Origin of the sequence: Corynebacterium sp. HMSC05E07 (assembly GCF_001807225.1) — a bacterium.
In the GTDB taxonomy this organism is placed as follows: domain Bacteria; phylum Actinomycetota; class Actinomycetes; order Mycobacteriales; family Mycobacteriaceae; genus Corynebacterium; species Corynebacterium singulare.
This window is the reverse complement of sequence record NZ_KV788241.1, coordinates 19,286-38,621: the sequence shown is the minus strand read 5'-3', so window position 1 is coordinate 38,621 and position 19,336 is coordinate 19,286. Positions and strand designations below refer to the sequence as shown.

At 60.6% G+C, this 19,336-nt stretch carries 13 protein-coding genes and 1 pseudogene; 7 read left to right on the top strand and 7 right to left on the bottom strand.

All coding sequences use genetic code 11. The annotated features are described in order from the left end of the window. Positions 1 to 1,091: 1,091 nt before the first annotated feature. The 5 genes from HMPREF3149_RS08100 to HMPREF3149_RS08080 form a co-directional block, all read right to left on the bottom strand. Positions 1,092 to 2,033 carry a class C sortase gene (locus HMPREF3149_RS08100; RefSeq protein WP_070537412.1) on the bottom strand — a complete coding sequence of 314 codons (942 nt, stop codon included), beginning with the start codon at positions 2,031 to 2,033 and terminating at the stop codon, positions 1,092 to 1,094. A gap of 245 nt (positions 2,034 to 2,278) precedes the next feature. Continuing rightward, on the bottom strand, positions 2,279 to 3,802 hold the full coding sequence (locus HMPREF3149_RS08095) for a SpaH/EbpB family LPXTG-anchored major pilin (RefSeq protein ID WP_070537411.1): 1,524 nt from the start codon (positions 3,800 to 3,802) through the stop codon (positions 2,279 to 2,281). 529 nt (positions 3,803 to 4,331) lie between these two features. After that, a complete protein-coding gene (locus HMPREF3149_RS08090; RefSeq protein ID WP_070537410.1) occupies positions 4,332 to 6,128 on the bottom strand; it encodes an ABC transporter ATP-binding protein in 1,797 nt (598 codons plus the stop codon). Between the two features lie 3 nt (positions 6,129 to 6,131). Next, positions 6,132 to 7,835 (bottom strand): VanW family protein, encoded by a 1,704-nt coding sequence (locus HMPREF3149_RS08085; RefSeq protein WP_246819968.1) that lies wholly within the window; start codon positions 7,833 to 7,835, stop codon positions 6,132 to 6,134. Between the two features lie 34 nt (positions 7,836 to 7,869). Further along, the gene (locus tag HMPREF3149_RS08080) at positions 7,870 to 8,967 is read right to left on the bottom strand and encodes a glycoside hydrolase family 3 N-terminal domain-containing protein (protein WP_070537409.1); all 1,098 of its coding nucleotides are present in this window, start codon (positions 8,965 to 8,967) and stop codon (positions 7,870 to 7,872) included. A 59-nt stretch (positions 8,968 to 9,026) separates the two neighbouring features. Here HMPREF3149_RS08080 and HMPREF3149_RS08075 point away from each other — a divergent pair, with 59 nt between their 5' ends. The 5 genes from HMPREF3149_RS08075 (at position 9,027) to HMPREF3149_RS08055 (ending at position 15,081) form a co-directional block, all read left to right on the top strand. Further along, complete coding sequence (locus HMPREF3149_RS08075) at positions 9,027 to 9,539, top strand: universal stress protein (protein ID WP_070537408.1); 513 nt, start codon at positions 9,027 to 9,029, stop codon at positions 9,537 to 9,539. A 43-nt stretch (positions 9,540 to 9,582) separates the two neighbouring features. Beyond that, a complete protein-coding gene (locus HMPREF3149_RS08070; protein ID WP_042532598.1) occupies positions 9,583 to 9,780 on the top strand; it encodes a DUF2613 domain-containing protein in 198 nt (65 codons plus the stop codon). Positions 9,781 to 9,782: 2 nt separating this feature from the next. Continuing rightward, positions 9,783 to 13,025 carry an alpha-(1->3)-arabinofuranosyltransferase domain-containing protein gene (locus HMPREF3149_RS08065; protein ID WP_070537407.1) on the top strand — a complete coding sequence of 1,081 codons (3,243 nt, stop codon included), beginning with the start codon at positions 9,783 to 9,785 and terminating at the stop codon, positions 13,023 to 13,025. Positions 13,026 to 13,436: 411 nt separating this feature from the next. Next, the gene (locus tag HMPREF3149_RS08060) at positions 13,437 to 14,789 is read left to right on the top strand and encodes a TRAP transporter large permease subunit (RefSeq protein ID WP_070537406.1); all 1,353 of its coding nucleotides are present in this window, start codon (positions 13,437 to 13,439) and stop codon (positions 14,787 to 14,789) included. 1 nt (position 14,790) lies between these two features. Continuing rightward, positions 14,791 to 15,081: a hypothetical protein gene (locus tag HMPREF3149_RS08055; RefSeq protein WP_070537405.1), complete on the top strand. Its 291-nt coding sequence runs from the start codon at positions 14,791 to 14,793 to the stop codon at positions 15,079 to 15,081. Positions 15,082 to 15,085: 4 nt separating this feature from the next. Here HMPREF3149_RS08055 and HMPREF3149_RS08050 read toward each other — a convergent pair whose 3' ends face one another. Continuing rightward, complete coding sequence (locus tag HMPREF3149_RS08050) at positions 15,086 to 15,811, bottom strand: GntR family transcriptional regulator (protein WP_070537414.1); 726 nt, start codon at positions 15,809 to 15,811, stop codon at positions 15,086 to 15,088. Positions 15,812 to 15,821: 10 nt separating this feature from the next. Here HMPREF3149_RS08050 and HMPREF3149_RS08045 point away from each other — a divergent pair, with 10 nt between their 5' ends. Beyond that, positions 15,822 to 18,623 carry an FAD-binding and (Fe-S)-binding domain-containing protein gene (locus tag HMPREF3149_RS08045; protein WP_070537404.1) on the top strand — a complete coding sequence of 934 codons (2,802 nt, stop codon included), beginning with the start codon at positions 15,822 to 15,824 and terminating at the stop codon, positions 18,621 to 18,623. 13 nt (positions 18,624 to 18,636) lie between these two features. Here HMPREF3149_RS08045 and HMPREF3149_RS13910 read toward each other — a convergent pair whose 3' ends face one another. Continuing rightward, positions 18,637 to 18,819 carry a hypothetical protein gene (locus tag HMPREF3149_RS13910; protein WP_246819970.1) on the bottom strand — a complete coding sequence of 61 codons (183 nt, stop codon included), beginning with the start codon at positions 18,817 to 18,819 and terminating at the stop codon, positions 18,637 to 18,639. A 167-nt stretch (positions 18,820 to 18,986) separates the two neighbouring features. On the opposite strand from HMPREF3149_RS13910, the pseudogene HMPREF3149_RS08040 reads away from it, so the two are divergent. Continuing rightward, positions 18,987 to 19,296: pseudogene (locus HMPREF3149_RS08040) on the top strand (transposase); the annotation flags it as partial. Positions 19,297 to 19,336: the final 40 nt, after the last annotated feature.

The following is a 19,336-nucleotide window of genomic DNA, read 5'->3' as shown; positions in this document are numbered from 1 at the left end:
TCATTACCGGAAATCACACGCTCATCCGCACCAGCCCAAGGGCCAGCAAGACCAGCACACAACGCAACCACAACCACCGAGGAAGAAAGGGAATAAAGCTTTTTCATAAACTACTTCTTTGTTATCGAGGGGTAGCTCGTGCAACAGTCCTTATCAGATGAACTGTCACAATTCTTAAACATGTTCCTAGCAAATTTTAGGATTACTACAAACTATACCCACCATTTTTCAGCTACACAAGCCAGGGCAGAGCCTTTTCACAGAAAGAAGTAAGGTAAAAAGCAGGGCATTCGTCAAGCAGCGAGGCACACGACAATACTGCCCCGCCCTGATCTAACTCGCCGGCATTAGGGCACTATTTCGCGCGGAACATAGCCACATCCCTAAAAATGACGGCCATTGCAGAAGCGGTGATGAAAACGCACCACAGCCGCAGCGCCTGAGAGGCCACTCTCACTGAATAGCCCAATGACCGTGCCAGCTACCAAGGCCGCGAGGCACGGGGACGGGGGGAACTGCTAACAACGCAATGATAGCCACCTCGCCTAGGCTGAAGCGCGCGCCAATGGCCCTGATGCCCTCGACCGCAGCAACCACAATCACGCAGCACGAGCAAGTGAAAATGAAAGCGAGGTCAGCGATAGCGTGAGCTGACGACCACCGCAACGAGTTATCAACGCGGGACAGCCGGGGACAAGAAAGAACACGGCCGCAACGCCACTAACGTTGTGCACGTGGTTGCTTGTCGTCGCGAGAACAGAGAAAATGGGACGTCTTTAGCACTTGGGCATCCTACTGTGATCATCATCGAGGGAAGCCGCAACTTCGTCGGCAATTGTGCCAGCATAGAGACGATTGAGCGTGTACTCTTCACTGGATTCGATGCACCGCACTTCATGGCGCACGCCACGTGGTTCCCCAGATATCCGTCCCGTAAACAGCATGCCTAGACGCACTACGCCATCGGCGTTTACACCCATTCGCCGATCGGGTTCGGCAGGAAAAACTCGTTCGTGTACTCCGCTCTAACGCAGACAAATCCCCACCCGTTTCCCGTGAAGAAACGAATGGGGATTGGGGGTACGGGGAGCTTAGTCCTCGTCCTTGCTTACTGGGTAGGCGCTTCCAGCTTCGGCCTCAGACTCGTTGCTTTCCGACGTCTCCCCTACGCTAGCTTTCCTCAGATTCCGCAGCCACCACACCATGGCGGCGATAATAACCAGGGCAAGGGCGATAAGCAGCCACATCCACCATTGCATGAAGCTAGCCTTGTCCTCAAAGACGTGGGACTCTTCCGCATCCATCGGCACACGATGCGCATGCACGAGCAGGCGGTGGGTATTGATGCCGTATGGCGTACAGGTAATCAGGGTGAGAAGGTCCTCGCCTTCCTTCGGCTGCAGCGAATCGGTTTCCTCCGGCAGCACGACCTCAATATCGTGCACCTCATACTTCAGCTGCTCACCGAAGGTAGAAATGTAGATGGCATCGCCTTCTTCTACATCCACCAGGTTGTCCCAGAGCGTTGCATTGGACAATCCGGTGTGACCGGTAATCACGGAGTGATGGCCTTCGCCGCCCACCGGAAGTGCCGAGCCAAAGAGGTGACCGAGGCCCTTTTGCAGGGTCTTGTCATCCGTGCCGTGGTAGACCGGCAGCTTCGAGTCAATAGACGGGATAACCACCTGGCTCATCGCGGAGCTTCCACTCAATTGCTTCAGGTATTCCTGATACGCAACATTGTCTTCACTCACGCGTGCAAGCCACGGATCCAGAATCGGCGCATCCCCGTGCTCGTCGTTGTAGCGACGGGCTTCCTCGACGGCCTGGCTCTTTTCCTCGGGCGTCATTTCTTTAACGTCTTGCTCGTAGAGCGCGGCGACTTTCTGCTGCTGCACGTTATTCCACTGGGTGGCATACACCGGGTACAGCATGACGAGAAGACCCACGATGACCAGGAGTATCGGCAGGAATACGCGCTTAAACGTGGACTGGTTTTCCGTCTTGCGGGGTTTGGCAATCTGTTCGGTCATTGAGGGTCCTCTAAATCTATGTATTTAGTTGGATATAGGGAGAGAAAGTGAAGATAGGAAGCGGCCGAGCTTAAGAGAGCGTCCAGCACACGTTATTCGATATGGAATTGTACAACGCCCCGGAAAAATCAGGGCAATAAAAGCGGCGGGGATTTTTGTACCACCCCCCCCGCGGGGGCGGCGCAAGCCAAAAGGCCCGGAAATAATTTCCGAGCCTAATGGTTTAGCTGGCTAGCACTTAGTGCTTAGGCCTTAACGGAGTTGCGGCGTGCTGCGAAGAAGCCGCCACCGATGATTGCCAGACCAGCCATGACGATGGCGATGAAGCCAGCGCCACCGGTGTTAGGCAGGAAGTTCTTGTCGGAGTAGTTCACGACGGTCTTTTCCCACTCGATAGCTTCAACATTGTCCTTGTTCTGCTCGATGTCAGACTTCTTCAGGTCAAAGTGGTAGAGCTCGTCCGTAAGAGCGTAACCGGCCGGTGCCTCGGTCTCCTGCAGGCAGTAGTTTGCCTGCTTCTCCGGAGCATCAGAGTCATCTGCGTAGTCGGTTGCGTGGATGCCCTTGATGGTGATGGTGCCCTTGTCGCCGTCACCCTCCTCTTCGCCGGTGGTCCAGGAGCTCTTACCGGCCACAGTGAGTGGCTTGGAGTTTTCCGTGTCCAAGGTCCACTTACCGTCCTGGTTTGTGCAGCGAACCAGCTGGAACGTAGCGCCGTCGAGCAGCTCGCCCTTTTCAGAGTCAGCCGTCTTCGTTACCTTGATGTTGCCCCAGTAGGTGTGAACCTTGTTGGATTCCTTCGTGGTCTCCTTATCGAAGCGTGGGTGGTTGGTGATCAGCGTTGCATCGTTAGGTACGTGCTTGACCGGCTTCAGGGTCTTGGTGGTGATCTTGGTGTGGACCTTCTTGTTCGAGTCCTTCAGCTTCTTAAGGCCGGCCTCGGTGAACTGAACAGAAATGGTCTGACCACTACGGACTACTTTGTAGTCGGTGTTGGCGGTCAAGGTTTGAGCAGCGTCACCTTCACCGTAGGAGACCTCAACAGAGGAACCATCAACGGTCGCGTCCAAGTTAGAATCCAACGTATCTTCAACGAAGTACTTGGTGAGGTCTTCTCCCTCAGCAACGGCAGGAACTGCGGTGTTGATGGTGTAGGTGTAGTCCTGACCCGCGTTCTTGTGCATATCATCGACTTCCTTGTCGATGGTTACCTCAGAGTTCTTCGGGTAGACGTGAACGTTGTCGATAACCTCGGACTTGTTGTCAGGGTCAGTCATCGGAACGAAGACGTAGAACGGCTTAGCAATGACGAGATCCTTGTTGTCACCGACGGAAGTCTCGACAACGCGGTAGAGACCCTTCTCAAGGTTCTTGAATTCCTGCACACCGTTGGCGTCGGTAGCGGGCTTCTCCGGGGTCACAGTCTTGAGGACCTCGGGCTCTTTGTCGCTTTGCGCAATCTTGACTGCCTCTGTGTAGTCAGAGGCCTTCTCAATCTTCTTCACGAGCTGCAGTTCATACTTGACGCCCTCCGCAGGGGTCTTGCCGGTCATGTCCTGCACTTTACCGGTGCCCTGGTCTTCAGACTCAGTGCCCTTGTACTTGTGGATGGTGACAGCGTACGGAGAGTTGTTCTGCTGAACGTCGCCAGTCTGAGTTTCCGCTGCCTGAGCAACAGTAGCGTCAGCGCCTACAACGCCAGCGGACAGAGCGATTGCAAAAGCGGCGGAGAAAGCAGCAGCCTTCTTGCCAGCGATAGCCTTGGACATGAGTTCTCTCTTTCGAAATCTTAGGATAGGGAACATTCCCTAGAGACAGAGTGGATTTGATTTTGGGGTGCCTCGCGCTTAGTGCAAGGACTTAGACGGTGTTGCGCGGCTGGCAGGTCCTGCACGGCACCGAAACTTTTCTTGAGGGAGAGTAGTCACAGTTTCCTTAAGGTTGATGGCTGGGTTGCCACTAAGGGGAGCGACCCACCAAGTTTTAAGACTGTTTTGCTGCAGCAGCCTTAACTTTTGCGGCGGGGCGTTTAATCTTTCTCGTGTAGATTAGCATCGAATCCACAGTTTGCCAACCGCATTCTAAGCTTCTTCTAACTTTGCTTGCAGTTTACGTCGCTGGACTGCATCTATAGAAAATAAATTAATCGTGAGATAGGCCTGGTAAATGTGAAAATTGGCCTGGTTATTGCTCGTTCACAGCGAGCTTCCGAGCATAATCGTAGCCCACTGGCAGCAAGACTTAAGGTTTATGGAAATTTCCCAGATTGCGTCTATGCATCGCGCTGAGAGTACAGCATTAACGGCTGGGGCCGCGGCTGGTGTCGTCATCGGCGGCGGCACGGATAAGAGCGGCGTAGGCGCCATTGCGGGCGAGGAGCTCGGCGTGGGTGCCGCGTTCTATGATGCGGCCGTGGTCGAGGACGATGATCTGGTCGGCGTCATAAATGGTGGAGAGGCGGTGGGCAATGACCAAGCGAGTGGCCTCCGCGCCGAAGACGGCCTCCTGGATGGCGCGCTCAGTTTCGTTGTCGAGGGCGGAGGTGGCCTCATCGAGGATGAGCACCTGCGGGCGGCGCAGGAGGGTGCGGGCTAAAGAGATGCGCTGCTGCTCACCGCCGGAGAAGCGGTAGCCGCGCGAGCCCACGAGGGTGTCTAATCCCTCCGGAAGGGAGCGGACCACCTCAGCCACGTTGGCGGCGTTCAAAGCCTGCCACATGTCCTCCTCGGTGGCGTCGGGTTGGGCAAAGAGGAGATTCTCGCGCACCGTGCCGTGGATGAGGTAGGTCTCCTGGGACACCACACCGATGACCGCAGAGCGCTGATCGGCGGGGATATCGCGCAGGTCCACGCCACCCAGACGTACAGAACCATCGGTTGGATCGGCCAGGCGCGCCATGAGCGCGGCGATGGTGGATTTGCCGGAGCCGGTGTGCCCCACCAGGGCAGTGGTGGTGTGGGAGGGGATGGTAAGGGAGACGTCGGCAAGCGCGTCGGTGTCCGTGCCAGGGTAGCGGTAGGAGACGTGGGTGAGGGTGAGAGAGGCATCGGCAAGCAGGGCGGGCTCAGTGGCCTCAGTAAGCTCGGGCTGCAGGTCGAGGTATTCGAAGATGCGGCTAAACAGCGCCATGGAGGCTACCCACTGCGCGCCCACGTTGAGCAGGCCGGTGATGGGGCGGAGAATTTGGGTCTGCAGGGTGGAAAAGGCAATGAGGGTGCCAATGGTAATGCCCGGGCGCAGGCCCGCCACAAGGTAAATGAGCGCCGGCATGACACCGAAGATGATCTGGGTCAACGCCATGCGCCAGCGCCCGGCCAGTTGGGATTCGAGCTCCAGGCGGATAAGGGAGCGCGAGGTCTTCTCAAAACCGGCGAAGACGCGGTCCTGTGCGCCCAAGGTGGTGGCTAGCCGCATGCCGGAGACGGAGAGGTTCTCAGAAATGGTCTGTTGGAGCTCGGCCTGGGCCCGGCTGTTTTTCTCCATGAGGCTGCGGCGCAGGATGGCCGCGCGGCGAGTCAGCCACACTGCGGGCGGCAGAACGATGAGGGAGAGTAAGGACAACGTAGGTGACAGCGCCACCATGGCCACCAGCGTGGCCACGGTCATGGTGAGGTTGCTGGCCACAGACGTCGCGGTGGTGGTCACCATGCCGCGCATGGCCGCAATGTCATTGGTCAGGCGGGACTGAATCTCACCACCGCGGTTATTGGTAAAGAACTGCAAGGACTGGCGCTGCAGGTTAGCAAAGACCTGGGTACGCAGCTCGTGCATGATGGTATGCCCCACGCGCGCGGACAGAAAGGACTGGATGACACCAATGGCCTGGGAAACCACAGTGACGGCCAGCATGCCGCCGACGAGCCACAGAAGCAGCGCGGTGTCGTGGTTGGGGATGGCGTCATCCACCGTGCGACGCACGAGGAAGGGCTGCACCACGGTCAGCCCCGAGGTGGCCAGGATGAGGGCCAGGACGAGCAGCAGAGTGCCGCGGTGGGCGGCAAAAAGGCCGGCGACGCGGCCGAATTTCACGGGATGCTCCGCTAGCTGATCGACGTCCGCGGGGTCCTTCACCGCGGTGTGCATCGGCCGCGTCATGGATTAACCGCAGGTGACGATGGGCTGCGGGTCATAGACCGTGGTGGTGGTCTCCCGGGAGAGCTCCTTGCCGGAGAGGTCCTTAATCACGCGGGTATCGGAGGTGGTGAAGCCCGGCGCGCCGCCCGAGGGCGAACAGTCCTCCCCCACCGACATGCGCTGCGGCTCGGTCTTGGCCCAGCGGCCATTGTTAATGGACTCCACCTCGACGGTCTTCACGCCCTTGAAGCGCACGGTGATGTCCTTGCCAAAGCTGGTCTCAATGCGCACCGGGTGCTTCGAGGTGTTGGTGAACTGCAGATCGATAGCACCTTCGTAGACGGTGGCCTCACGGCCGGCGGGGTAGCGCGAGATGTAGTAGGAGTGCGGGGTGTGGGCGGTGTCCTCCATGCCGGCGAAGTACGCGGCGTTGTAGAGGGTGGTGGCGAACTGGGAGATGCCGCCGCCAACGGCGGTGCCGGCGTGGCCGTCAATAATAATGCCGGATTCCACGTAGCCCTGCGCGGTACCGCGGGGGCCGGTGTAGCCGTTGAGGGAGAAAGTCTCACCCGGGTTGACCACGGCGCCGTTGACCTGCTGGGCCACGAGGCGGATGTTAGTGCCGGATGCGCCGGAGAAGCCGCCGGTAGAGAACTCAGAGATGGTGTCATCGAAGGTGGCTTTTTCTGCCATCTCGGTGGTGAACTCGGCTGGGTCCGGCTTGTAATCGGCGTCCCACTCGCGCTCATCCTCGCTGCTCACGCGATCCTCAAAACCGTCGAGGGTCTTCTCCCAGTCGATGATGGAACCGTCAACGGAGGGCGTGATCTGCTTGTCACTGCCGCTGAAGGAAATCTTGGCGTTGGTGCCGGGGACCTCGGAGCCCTGCATGCGCTCCTCAAACAGTTCGCGGGCACGGTTCTTGTCCACCTTAAGGCGCAGCTCGCCCTCCTCGGCGGCGATGGAGACAAACTGGGAAATCTCCGGCTTGCGCAGGGTACCGGAAGTGTTGTTCTCACCGTTGAGCGTCAGCGGGTTATCCAACGCACGGGCGGCATCACCGGTGCGCATGGCCTCGATCGCCGCGTCATTGATCCGTGGTTCCACCACCATGGGCGTGACCTCCACGCCTTGGGGGTCGAGCCAGTGCTTCTCGACGTCCCCCCGCAACGCTTCCTTCTCCACTGCCTGACCCAATTCGGGTGAGGTTTCCTTGAGGGAGCCATCGATAAGCTCCAAGTTTCCATCCTTCGGCTCAACCTTGAGCTCCTCGCTGACGCGATCAAGTTCGCCGGAGAGCTGATCCTCATCGATGTCGACCGCCACCGGGATCTCCTCGGTGGGTTTGATGAAGCTGTAGAGGCGGGCGAAGGGATTGAGCGAGGCATCCGGGATGCCGTCCACAGCCTTCTGGTAATTGAGGCTCAAGCCCGAATCCTGCGGGATGAACTCAGATGTTTTCTCGCCCGCACGCACAATAACGGGGCGGGTGGTGACATCCCCGAGTTCCTTTTCGAGCTTGCCCACGGCGGCGGTGCGCTCCATGCGGGAGATGTCCACGCCGCCGACCGACGTCGCGCGCGGCACCTTATGCTGGTTGGCCATGACGTCCCACGCGTAGGCGATGCCGGCGATGAGCACGAGGCCGACGAGCACGCCGAGGAAGACCTTGAGTCCCCTGCGGTTGCGGTCTCGCCGGTGTTGGCTGTGTCCGATTGCCTTCTTCACGTGTATGAGACTATCGTCTGCCAGCTAGTTTTTCCTAGTCGGCAGCGCGATCGGATTCCTGGTGGGCCACGACCTCCGCGGCAGCATCGATGACAGCGGTGATGTCCTCATCGGTGGACCACAGCGGCATATCCGACCCCGCGGCCAACGCTGCAGCTACCGCCTCCGGCACGCTGAAGTTCTCCGAGATGGAGGCCATTCCCCCCAGGTCATCGGTGTAAATCGTGCCCTCAAACCCCAGCTCCTCGCGGGCCAGCTGGTAGGCACGCGGGTTAAGGGACGCCGGTTCCTCACCCAAGCCGGGAACCACAAGATGCCCCATCATGAGCGCCGCCTCGGGCGCTTGCGGAAGGGCTGTGTGAAATGGCACGAACTCGTGACCATAGAGCTCTTCCAGCGGCGGGGTAACCGCCTCACCTAAGTGCGTATCGCCGGAAGCCCGCCCATGGCCGGGGAAGTGTTTGAACACGGCCTTGACCCCGGCTGCCTGCAGCCCGCGGGCAAAGGCCGCGCCATACTCACCGGCGGCCTCCGGGTCGGTAGAAAAAGCGCGATCCCCGACAACCTCCAGGTCTCCCCCGTCAACGTCCAGCACCGGGGCAAAGTCCACCGTCACGCCGTGTGCGCGCAGGCTGTTCCCGATCTCCGTGGCCATGGCCTCGACCTCCTCCGGGCTGTGGCCTTGAGCCATGGCCTGCGGTGAGGGATACTCGCCCAGAATCTCGGAAAAGCGCTGAACGCGGCCTCCTTCGAAGTCGATGGAGACCTCGAAGTCGCGGCCCATCTCCGCGCGCAGGGCGTTGAGACCGCGGGGCCCATCACTGAGCAGTTCGGGGTCTGCCCAGCTGGGAATGAACAATCCGCCGACTCCCGCTTCCAGCTTGGCGCGGGCGTCCTCATAGTTCAGGGCCGGTGGCATGAGTTTCGCGGCCGCTTGGGCACGAATATCCTCAGGCGCGGCTTTTTCGGTTTCGGGGGACTCGCCTGCGGCTGCGGCACTGGATGCCGCGCTGCTCGGCGCGGTGCTGTGAGGTGCGGTGCTGGGTGGGACGTCGGAAAGCACAGGCTCCGAACCGCACGCGCTCACGGCGCAAGCGATGCTGACTAGAAGGGCGGGCATTGCTTTTCTCATGCCCACCAGTGTGCCGCAAAGGGCCCGCGCGAGCGATACGGGGTTGTTAGGATGGTCACATGAGTAACGGAGAAACCCTGCTGATCGCCTACGACGGCTCCGACCGCGCCGACCGCGCCCTCGAATACGCCGCGCATCTTCTACGCCCCACCGACGTGAAGATTCTCACCGCATGGGAGACCTCCGCGCGCCAGGCTGCGCGTGCCGTGAGCCGCAGCGGACTGCACCAGTCCGCAGTGTCTTCTGAGCACGTCGAGGACGACCCCGCGTACGAGGAGGCGCTGGCGATTTGCCGCCGGGGCATCACCAAGGCAGAGTCCCTGGGCCTGCGCGGACATGCCCACCTGGTGGAATCCGTGTCGTCGATTCAAAGCGCGATTGTGGACGCCGCTCAGGAACTTGACGTCGATGTCATCGTCACCGGAACCCGCGCGCTGACCGGCTTCCGCTCGCTGTGGAATAACTCGACCGCGGAATACATCGTGCGCAATGCGGGCCTGCCGGTGTTCATCGTTCCGCCGGAGAATGACGATGATTCCGATGACTCCGACGCATCCGGCGACGACGCCTAAGAAAAGGCCATAACGCGCTAGCGACCTGCTAGGATCTGCGGACATGGCATTCGATAGCGATTCCCTCAACAAGCGCACCCTGGGTCCGGCCCTGGGCAGCGCGGTCGTTGGCGTGGCTCTGGGGGTCGTGACCATCCTGGGGATTGCCCAATTCTCGCAGGCAGACGCCGTGCCGAGCACTAGCTCCGTCAAAGCCTCCGACGCCGTGATGGGCGGGCCGGAGTACGGCTCCCGCGAGTAACAGTGCGCGCGCGCATCGGGGGGCTTGTGTGTCTAGCCCTCGTGGTCGTGGTGCAGCCGTGGGGGCTGACCGCCGCCGACACCAAACATGACCTCGTGGCCAACCCCTCCGGGTTCTTGGCCGGTGCCCTGCATGCCTATACGGACACCTTCACTCTGGGACAGCTGCAGAACCAAGCCTATGGATACCTCTTCCCGCAGGGCTTGTTTTTCCTGCTGACGGACCCGCTTCCGGATTGGATAGCGCAGCGCCTGTGGTGGTTTCTGGTGCTGGCCGTGGGCTTTGGGGGTTTCTTCCGGTTGGTTCGCGCGGCGCTTCCCGCGGCACCTGCCCACGCGGCTCTTGCGGGTGGGTTGCTCTATGCGCTCTCTCCCCGCGTGCTCACGACGCTCGGCGCGATTTCCTCAGAGACGTGGCCGGTCATGTTAGCGCCCTGGGTGGTGCTGCCTTTTCTTCGGGCCGGGCGGCTGACCTGGCGGGATGCCGCGCCCTCGGTCGTGGCGGTGGCCTGCATGGGCGCGGTCAACGCCACGGCCACGCTGGCCGCCTGCCTGCCCGCAGGTTTGGTTCTTGTGTGGCGTCGCGCGGGCCGAGCTGGGCTGGCCTGGTTGGCTGGCTGCGCTGCTGTCTCCGCGTGGTGGATTGTTCCGCTGCTCATTCTGGGACGCTACGCTCCGCCATTTACCGAGTTCATCGAGTCCGCTGGGGTAACCACCCGCTGGCTCAACCTGGCGGAGATCCTGCGCGGCACAACAAGCTGGGCGCCCTTTGTGGATACCGAGCGCGTCGCCGGCACGGCGTTGGCCACCGAGCCCGTCTTTGTACTGTTCACGGTTGGCGTGGCCGCCCTGGGGCTGGTAGGCCTGGCGCGCCTGCCGCGCGTATGGAGTGTCATGCTGCTGATCGGCGTAGCCGTGTTGGGCACGCATGCCGCGTGGTACCTCGATGCGTTGGATGGGCCGCTAGCCGCGTTGCGCAACGTGCACAAATTCGACCCACTGGTGCGCATACCGCTTCTGCTCGGCGTTGCTGCGGTGGTGTCACGGATAGGTCTGCCACACAGTGTGCATCCCACGCGCCGCCAAGCGGCAGGCCTTCTCGTGGGCCTGATCATGGTGGGTGCTACTGCCCCCGCCTGGTCTGGGCGGCTACTGCCAAAGGGCGCGTATGAGGAGGTGCCCGCCTACTGGCATGAGGCGGCCGACTTCATGAACAGCTTGAATACGCGCGTGCTCATCTACCCGCCCGCTTCCTTTGCCCGGCAGGACTGGGGCTGGACGCGCGATGAGCCTGCGCAGCCACTTCTCCGCGTGCCCTGGGCCGTGCGCGACGCCATCCCCCTCATCCCGCCTGAAGCCATTCGTGGTCTCGACGGCGCGATGGCGCAGATTTCACGCGATCCCGCGACTGCCCCGGACGTCCTCCAGCGCTTGGGCATCGGCGCAGTGGCGGTGCGCCACGACCTTATCTCCGGTTCCTCGGCCCGAATTCCCGGCGCGGTGCACACGTTTGGTGAGGTCGACGTCGTCGTCTTCGACTCCGATCTCTCTATGAACCTGGCGCCTGCGCACCCACCGCGGGTGGCAGGCGGCGGAGAATCCCTCGCGCTTCTTCACGGCCCCCACGAGCTCGTCTCTGCAGATGCCTCCATCGTCACCGACTCGCCCTCCCTGCGTGACCGCAACTACGGCACGCTCGACGGCCCAGTCTCCGCGCCGCTGGCGCCGACCGATCCGTCGACTGTGCGCAACCGCCTGCGCGACTACCCCTCCGCTGGCCCGCTCACGCAGGTGGTGGAGCACGATGGCCGCGTGACTGCGTCGTCGTCAGCCGCGGATGCGTCTGCTTTCGGCGGTGCGAACCCGGCGCGCTCAATGACCGCGGCCGTCGACGGCGAGAATTCCACCGCCTGGTGGCCAGCCCCCGGTGATTCCGGCTGGCTGGAGCTCCACGCGGCCACTGAGTGGACCGCGCCCACGCTCAGGCTCATGACCACAGGCAGCACCGAGGTCACCATTCACAACGGCGCCTCATCCGTCACCGTCACCACGGAGGCCTTCCGCGCCCGCGATATCCGTGTGCCCGGGGCCCGGGCCTCCACCATTCGCATCGAGCCTCAGCGCCGCACGGGCATTGCGGAGGCGTCCATCGTTGATCAGCCAACGCCGCGCCGCCTGGTCACGGTGCCTGATACCTCGCCCAGTGCGGAGCAATTCCTCTTCCAGCAGGATAATGAAGGTGTTCTCATCCGCTCTTTCACCGCTCCCCGCGCCATGACGGTGCGCATTTCCGGTGAGAACACTGTGCTTATCGACGACCAACCCCACGCCCCCGGCTCCACCATCCCCCTCTCCGCGGGACAGCACCTCGTGCGCACCACCGGCGCGTGGGCCGCGCTGACCGATACCGCGTCCTCCTTGCCCGCGCCCCTGCCTGCCTCGTCTCCTGACATATCCGGTTCCGCCGCCGACTCGGCCGCCACATCCGGCGTCAACCACGGCTATGCCCCGCTTGCCTCTGGCGAGCCCATCGAGCCCGCCGACCACGACCGCCTCCTTATCACCGGACGAGCCTTCAACGAGGGGCTGCGTGGCGAACTTCGCTCGACCTCAGGTTCAGTACAAGATTCAGCGCCGGCCTCCAGCTCGGAACCGCTGGATCTTGAGCCGTGCTCCATCGATGCCGACACGCAAGCTTTCCTCATCCCTGCTGGCGCCAGCGGCACCTTCCACATGGCTTTTGTTGCTGACCGTGCCTACCGCGTCGGTCTCGGCCTCGGCGGCGCGCTCGCCGCGCTCACTACCGCACTGTGCCTGCTCGTCATGGCCCGCAGCCCCCGCCATTCCGCCACCGCTGTCGCGGCTGTGTCTTACGCAGTTCATGACGCAACCTCGACCAGCCCAGCCGCCCTCCCCGACAGCGCCACCACTTCCGTTGTTTCCAGTACGCTCTCCCCCGGCCGTGTTTCTCCCTCGGCTCGGCTCCTACGTATCGTGCTCATTGTCGTAACCATGACACTCGTCGCGGGGCTGCCCGGTGTGGCCACCGCTGCCGCGGCGTGGGTCATTACCCGCTGGACCACGCTGCGCCCCGACTACTTGGCGGGCGCGCTCACCTTGGCCGCGGGCGCGATGCTCGCCCGCGCACCCTGGCCCACGGAAGGCTATGCCGGCGACTCTTTGCTGGTGCAGCTACTCTGCGTCGCGGCGATTACCTGCGCCTGCCTCCCGCCCCGCCGCACTTAACGCCCTACACATGGTTCCAAAGTAAATGGAGCTAGCTCCATTTGGAGGGACAGCCCTTTACACCAACAATCACTGGCCCAAAACGGCCCGATGAACCCGCCGGCCATGATCAGGAAGTTCCGAAATCGGTCGAGTGCTCGCATAACGCTAAAGCATAAACGTTCAATCAATTCTAGTCAGGGGCTGCTTGCTTGCCGACGGAGCGTTGCCCCACCCCAAGTATTCCGTTCGCCCAACGCACCATCAACGGGCCAGCGAATCCACTGCACCCCTCCCTAAAACCACGGAAGCTACCCGTTAATTCACCGATTTCACCCTCATATGTGGGGAATTTTCCAGAATTTCCTGCACTGTAACATGTTACCGGTAACGTGCTTCACGTCACTTTTTGCTACCTGAAAGGAATCAGCCATGGGCATACTTGCACTGTTCGTGTTCATCGCGATCACGGTGCTTATCAATGTTGTGCTCAAGCGCGATATTGCTGAGGCGCTACTTCTCGGCTTGCTCGGCGTCGCCCTCTTCGGAGGAAAAGACGCACCCCAGCTCCTTTGGCACGGCATCACCAGCGCGATTTCTTCAGAAGTCACTTTCGCCGGCATGGCCTTCGTCTTCATGGGCCTGATCGTTCAATCCACTGGCCTGATCGACCGCTTGATTACCATCCTGAACTCGATCTTCGGAAGGCTTCGGGGCGGCGCAGGCTACGTGTCGACCTTGTCTTCCGCGATGATGGGGCTCATTGCCGGATCGACTGCGGGCAACTCTGCAACAGTCGGCTCGGTCACGATCCCATGGATGAAGCAGACTAGGTTCTCCTCCAACCGCGCTGCAACTCTCGTTGCCGGCAATTCTGGGCTGGGTGTTGCACTTCCGCCAAACTCCACAATGTTTATCATCCTGGCAATGCCGGCCGCAGCGGCCTCTTCTGCTAGCCAGGTGTACGTCACCCTTGCTTGCGCCGGCGCCTACGCAGTCCTCTACCGGCTGGTCGTCGTGTGGTACTGGACGCGGAAGGACAACATTCCGCGGACTCCCCCAGAGAACATCGTGTCTTTCAGCAGTGCATGGCGACAAGGCTGGCGCTCCCCGTCCATTTTCTTGGGCATTCTCATCCCGGTAATGCTGACCATTGGTCCCGTCGCGTCCTGGCTCAAAGAATCGACCGGCGTTGGCGAAGATGGCGTCAAAGCCATTTCGATCATCGTCTGGGTGCCCATTCTCATCACCGCTATCGCGCTTATCGAAGGCGCTGGCCGCATCCGACGCAACAATGCACAGTTCCGCGCTCAGATCGTGCGTGACCTGCCGAGCTTCGCAACCGTGGGCATCTCTCTCTTCGCAGCACTCGCTGCTGCGTCGATTATGGAAGAACTTGGTGTCGGTGACCAACTCTCCAACACACTAGGCGCTTTCGACCTGCCAAAGTGGGCCATGCTCGTCGTCGTCGGCGTTCTTGCTGTCATCGTGGCAACGCCGCTTTCCTCTACTGCCACTGCTGCTGCGGTCGGCGCTCCCGCTGTCGCCGCACTGACCGGTGTAGGGATTGACCCAACCGTCGCAATCGTGGCCGTGTTGCTATGCACCGCAACCGAAGGCGCTTCCCCTCCAGTTGGCGCGCCGATTTACTTGTCCGCCGCGATGGCAGACACCAACCCGACCAAGATGTTTGTTCCGCTGATCATGTACTTCGTCCTTCCAATGATCCTGCTCGCGTGGCTCGTTGGCATGGGCATCCTACCGGTATACGTCCCAGGAGTTTAAAGTGTCTGCCATTTTTAAGATCTTCCGTGTCCTCTTCTACCTGTTCCTGGCGGCCTTCCTCATTGGAGGTTTCGTCTTGGTCGGCCTACAAGCAATTGGCTTGTTTATGGGAAGCGGCGACGTAGTGACCGGGGTCAATGACACGCTCGCGCCATGGGTGTTTGGCGCTGCGACGCTGTGCGCCCTCGCGGCATTCGTGCTCGGCTACCGGCCAGAGGCAAGGCAGGCCCGGAAAGAGCAAGCAGCAAAAGAGCGTGAAATTGAGCAGGAACGCAAACAGTCAAAGGAATAGTTTGCTAGACATCAATCACGTGGTTCGACCAGACCGCCTCGACCTTTTCGGTAATCAAGCTGTCTGCCAGCTCACCCTGCTCCTCGTCGATATCCGCGAGGAGCGCCTGGCGTGTCAGCAGCTTTCCCGTAATCGTGAGGTGTTCGCGCATCGTGGCTGCAGCTTCCAAGGGATTTCCTGCGATGATCGCTTCGATGATCGGTCGGTGCTCGTTAAGAATGTCGTGCAGTGTCCTCGACGTGCCAGCAGTGGTGTGCCCCAGAATCCCGGTGATGTCCCTGAGCCGTTCCATCACGCCTTGCCCGTACCGCGAACCGCTCATCACGTAGAGCTGGACGTGCAGCGCCCTGTCATAGACGAAAAACTCCGTTTCATCCCCTTTGTCAGCGCACCTCTGCATCTCCGCCATCAGCCGGTAGACGTCCGCCAGCTGTTCAGGAGTGCGCAGACGCGCAGCACGGTACACCGCAGGCGGCTCGAGTCCCAGGCGGATGGCGAAAATTTCAGCCACATCGCTCGCACCCGTCTCAATAATTTCGAATCCACGGTTTTTCGCGAATCTGACAAGCCCTGCTTCCTGCAGTTTCAGCAGTGCCTCCCGCACTGGAGAACGCGAAACCCCCAGTGCTTCAGCCAGTTGCGCAACGCTGTACCATTCCTCCGGCTTCATGGCCCCTGACTGAATGGCACCTCGAACGTAGTCCACCACCGCATCCGCTTTTCTCGTCATAAGGAACACAATGTTACCCGAGTCTCAACCTTCGCTCCTGCAGAAACTTCGCCGCGATATGCCAACCCGCGCGGCTTACTCCTCAGATGCCTCACTCTTCCGCCGTGTTCCGGCCGCGGTGCTCGAGCCGGAGTCGGTGGAAGATGTGCTTGCAGCCATCGCATACGCCCAACAGCAGGGATGGCCGATCGTAGGCCGCGGCGGAGGTTCGTCAGTAGCCGGAAATGCAATCGGTGATGGGTTGATCATCGACACATCCAGGCATTTCAACCGAATCCTCTCCATCGATCCATCGACACAAACCGCCGTTGTGGAACCTGGCGTCGTTTGCGATCAGCTCCGCGAAGCCGCGGCGGAATACGGGCTCACCTACGGCCCGGATCCCTCAACGCACTCCCGCTGCACCATCGGCGGCATGGTTGCTAACAACGCCTGTGGTTCGCACTCGGTTGCATACGGGACGGCGGCCGAAAATCTGATAGACATCACACTGGCGCTGCCCGACGGGAAGCAGGTGACTTTCTCCGAATCGGGCTGCGACGATCCAGATCTTGACCAGGCAATAAAGGACCTCTACGCCGAACACGAGGACCTCATTGACAAGGAGCTCGGCCGTTTCCCACGTCAGGTATCCGGTTACGGATTGCACTACCTCGGCACCGATGTAGCTAAAGCTATAGCGGGTTCGGAAGGCACCCTTGGTGTCATCACGCAGATGACGGTCCGTCTTATCCCGAAACCGGCGCACACGGCACTCACTGTACTGTCCTTTGGCGACGTGTTTGCCGCTGCCGCCGCTGCACCTCTTCTACGCCAGCCCGGCGTTGCAACCATTGAAGGCATGGGCGGGGACTTGCTCGCCGCACTGCGGTCAAAGAATGGGCAGGAAAACGCCGGCGATAACCTCCCGGGTCAGCCACACGCGGGCGGCTGGCTGTACTGCGAGACCACTGGCGATACACAAGAGGATGCGGTCGCCGTCGCAAATGCTCTGACCGAGTCCATCGAACATACAGGTGCCGTCGTGGTCAGCGATCCTCAAGAGGCCCGAGCGCTATGGCGCATCCGAGAGGCATCGGCTGGCACTGTCACCCGACTTCCAGACGGCGGTGAAGCGTGGCCAAATTGGGAGGATTCCGCTGTTCCTCCCGAGAATCTCGCCGACTACCTGCGAGAGCTTTACGCGCTGATGGCGAAGTACGAGTACCGCGGCATCCCCTTCGGGCATTTTGGCGAAGGCTGCGTGCACGTACGTATCAGCTTCGACTTCCACAGCCAAGAGGGCATCGAGAATTTTGAGCGCTTCATGAACGAGGCAGCAGCGCTGGTGAGCAAGTATGGTGGTTCCCTTTCCGGCGAGCACGGCGATGGGCGAGCCAGATCGTCGCTGCTGTCGGCGATGTACAGCGCAGAGCTTCGCTCCGTATTTGAAGAATTCAAGCTCCTCTTTGACCCAGAACGAGTAATGAATCCTGGTGTTCTGGTGTGGGCTGATGCGGTCACCGAAGGGCTACGCATGGAGCCGCAGCAACGACGCAACGAAATCCAACCCACGCAATTGTTTTTGCAGGATAAGGGTAGCTTCACCAACGCCGTGAATCGCTGCGTAGGAGTCTCGGCTTGTCGCTCGATGGAGGGCGCAATGTGCCCCTCTTTCCAGATCACGCACGACGAGGTGCATTCCACCCGCGGGCGTGCTCGTGTACTCTCTGAACTTTTTCGGGGGGAAACAGTAGAGCCTTCGGACGTCGAGGAGTCTCTTGACCTCTGCTTGTCGTGTAAAGCTTGCGCATCTGAGTGCCCCGTCAATGTGGACATGGCGAGCTACAAGTCAGAGTTTCTGCACGATCGCTACGCCGGAAAACTACGGCCGCGCGTTCACTACCTTATGGGGTGGCTGCCCATCCTCAGCGAGATTGCACACCGACTCCCGCTTCTCCCACGCATCGCGGGCACACTCATGCAATCCCGCATCCCCGCGAAGGTGATGGCGAAGGCTGGTGGGGTAGACGCGGGTCGCCCGCTGATTAGCTTCGCCCCAGAGTCCCTACAGAAGTGGGCAAAGAAGCGCGCTCCGAAGTACGTCGGGGAGCCGATCGTGTTGTGGCCGGATTCCTTCAATTCCAAGCTCAATACGCAGCCTGCGCAAGCCGCAGTGGAGGTCCTAGAGGCGCTAGGTTTCCGGGTCATCATCCCCCAAGAGTTTGTCTGCTGCGGACTGACCTGGCACTCGACAGGACAACTCGATATGACACGAAAAGTACTCGAGCATTCGGCCAAGGTGTTTGAGCCCTATATTGCCCAAGGGTTAGACGTGGTGGCTATCGAGCCTTCGTGTACAACGATGTTGCAGCACGACGCTGTCTCTCAGACCTCCGACCCGCGAGTCGCCCGGCTTGCTGCAGCAATGAAGTCGTTTTCCGAGGTTGTTGCCCCCAAGATCGAGGCACTCGTGGCAGAAGGCCAAATCAAGCCACAGGCAGGATCAGTATTGACCCAGGTTCACTGTCACGAAAGGTCTCTCGGTGATCCACAACAGTCTGCGGCTATCCTCGCCGCGTTGGGGTACGACCAAGATCAAATCCAGACTGGCTGCTGCGGACTGGCTGGGAACTGGGGCTATGAAGACGGCCATGCGGAGATGTCTTTCGAGCTCGGCGAAAGGGAGCTTTTCCCGAGGGTACGTGAGCACGACGGGATCGTGGCTGCCGACGGGTTCTCCTGCCGCACGCAAGTGCAGCAGGGCACTGGAAAAGAAGCACTGCACATTGCCGAGATCATCCGAGACGTACTGAAGGAGTCAGGGCTGTAACGCCCCCGCACGCCTACTGCCTCAGACTCCGCCCCTGGATCCCCTTTGGTACAGCCGCCACGGCGAGCATGGAGAAGACGCAGAGCACCGCGATGTACACGCCAAAGTAGATCGCGTTGCCGGTCTGCTCCAGGATCATTTGGGAGATCATCGGAGCGAACGCGCCACCGATGATGGAGCCGAGCGCGTAACTAATGTTCAGACCGGAGAGGCGTACTGAAGCTGGGAAGATCTCGGCGTAAAGCGCCGACTGCGGCCCAGAGGTAGCCCCCTCTGGTTCCGGCCGTGTCGGGTCGGGAAAGGTGATCTACCTGTATGCCTAGGTAGTTTTATTCGGACCAGTGCAAGCGCAACGCGGCCGCGATGCACGAGAACAACCCACGGGTTTCGCTCAAGGCCGCAGCCGAGGTCTTAGGGGTTAACCGCACCACGCTGCGCACGTGGACCGACACGTACGGCACCGGCACAAAGACCAAGATTGCCCCGGTTCGACGTGCTGATCGTGCCAAGCAGCTGACTGATGCAGAAAAGATGGCCAGCTCCAGCAGGAAAACGCTCGGCTAAAAGAAGAACGCGATATCTTGCGCTAGGCGGCCAAATAGTTCATGGAAGAAACAGACTGGTGGTCCGATTTCGAACGACTGGATCGTTCCGTTGTTGGTTCGCTCCAAAAATTTCCCAAGCTCAATCATCGGGGTTTGAACACCCATACG

Bases quoted from the DNA above. Each gene is read 5' to 3' on its own strand.
- HMPREF3149_RS08100 (WP_070537412.1), bottom strand. From the start codon at position 2,033: ATGACCGAACAGATTGCCAAACCCCGCAAGACGGAAAACCAGTCCACG.
- HMPREF3149_RS08095 (WP_070537411.1), bottom strand. From the start codon at position 3,802: ATGTCCAAGGCTATCGCTGGCAAGAAGGCTGCTGCTTTCTCCGCCGCT.
- HMPREF3149_RS08090 (WP_070537410.1), bottom strand. From the start codon at position 6,128: ATGACGCGGCCGATGCACACCGCGGTGAAGGACCCCGCGGACGTCGAT.
- HMPREF3149_RS08080 (WP_070537409.1), bottom strand. From the start codon at position 8,967: ATGAGAAAAGCAATGCCCGCCCTTCTAGTCAGCATCGCTTGCGCCGTG.
- HMPREF3149_RS08075 (WP_070537408.1), top strand. From the start codon at position 9,027: ATGAGTAACGGAGAAACCCTGCTGATCGCCTACGACGGCTCCGACCGC.
- HMPREF3149_RS08070 (WP_042532598.1), top strand. From the start codon at position 9,583: ATGGCATTCGATAGCGATTCCCTCAACAAGCGCACCCTGGGTCCGGCC.
- HMPREF3149_RS08060 (WP_070537406.1), top strand. From the start codon at position 13,437: ATGGGCATACTTGCACTGTTCGTGTTCATCGCGATCACGGTGCTTATC.
- HMPREF3149_RS08050 (WP_070537414.1), bottom strand. From the start codon at position 15,811: ATGACGAGAAAAGCGGATGCGGTGGTGGACTACGTTCGAGGTGCCATT.
- HMPREF3149_RS08045 (WP_070537404.1), top strand. From the start codon at position 15,822: ATGTTACCCGAGTCTCAACCTTCGCTCCTGCAGAAACTTCGCCGCGAT.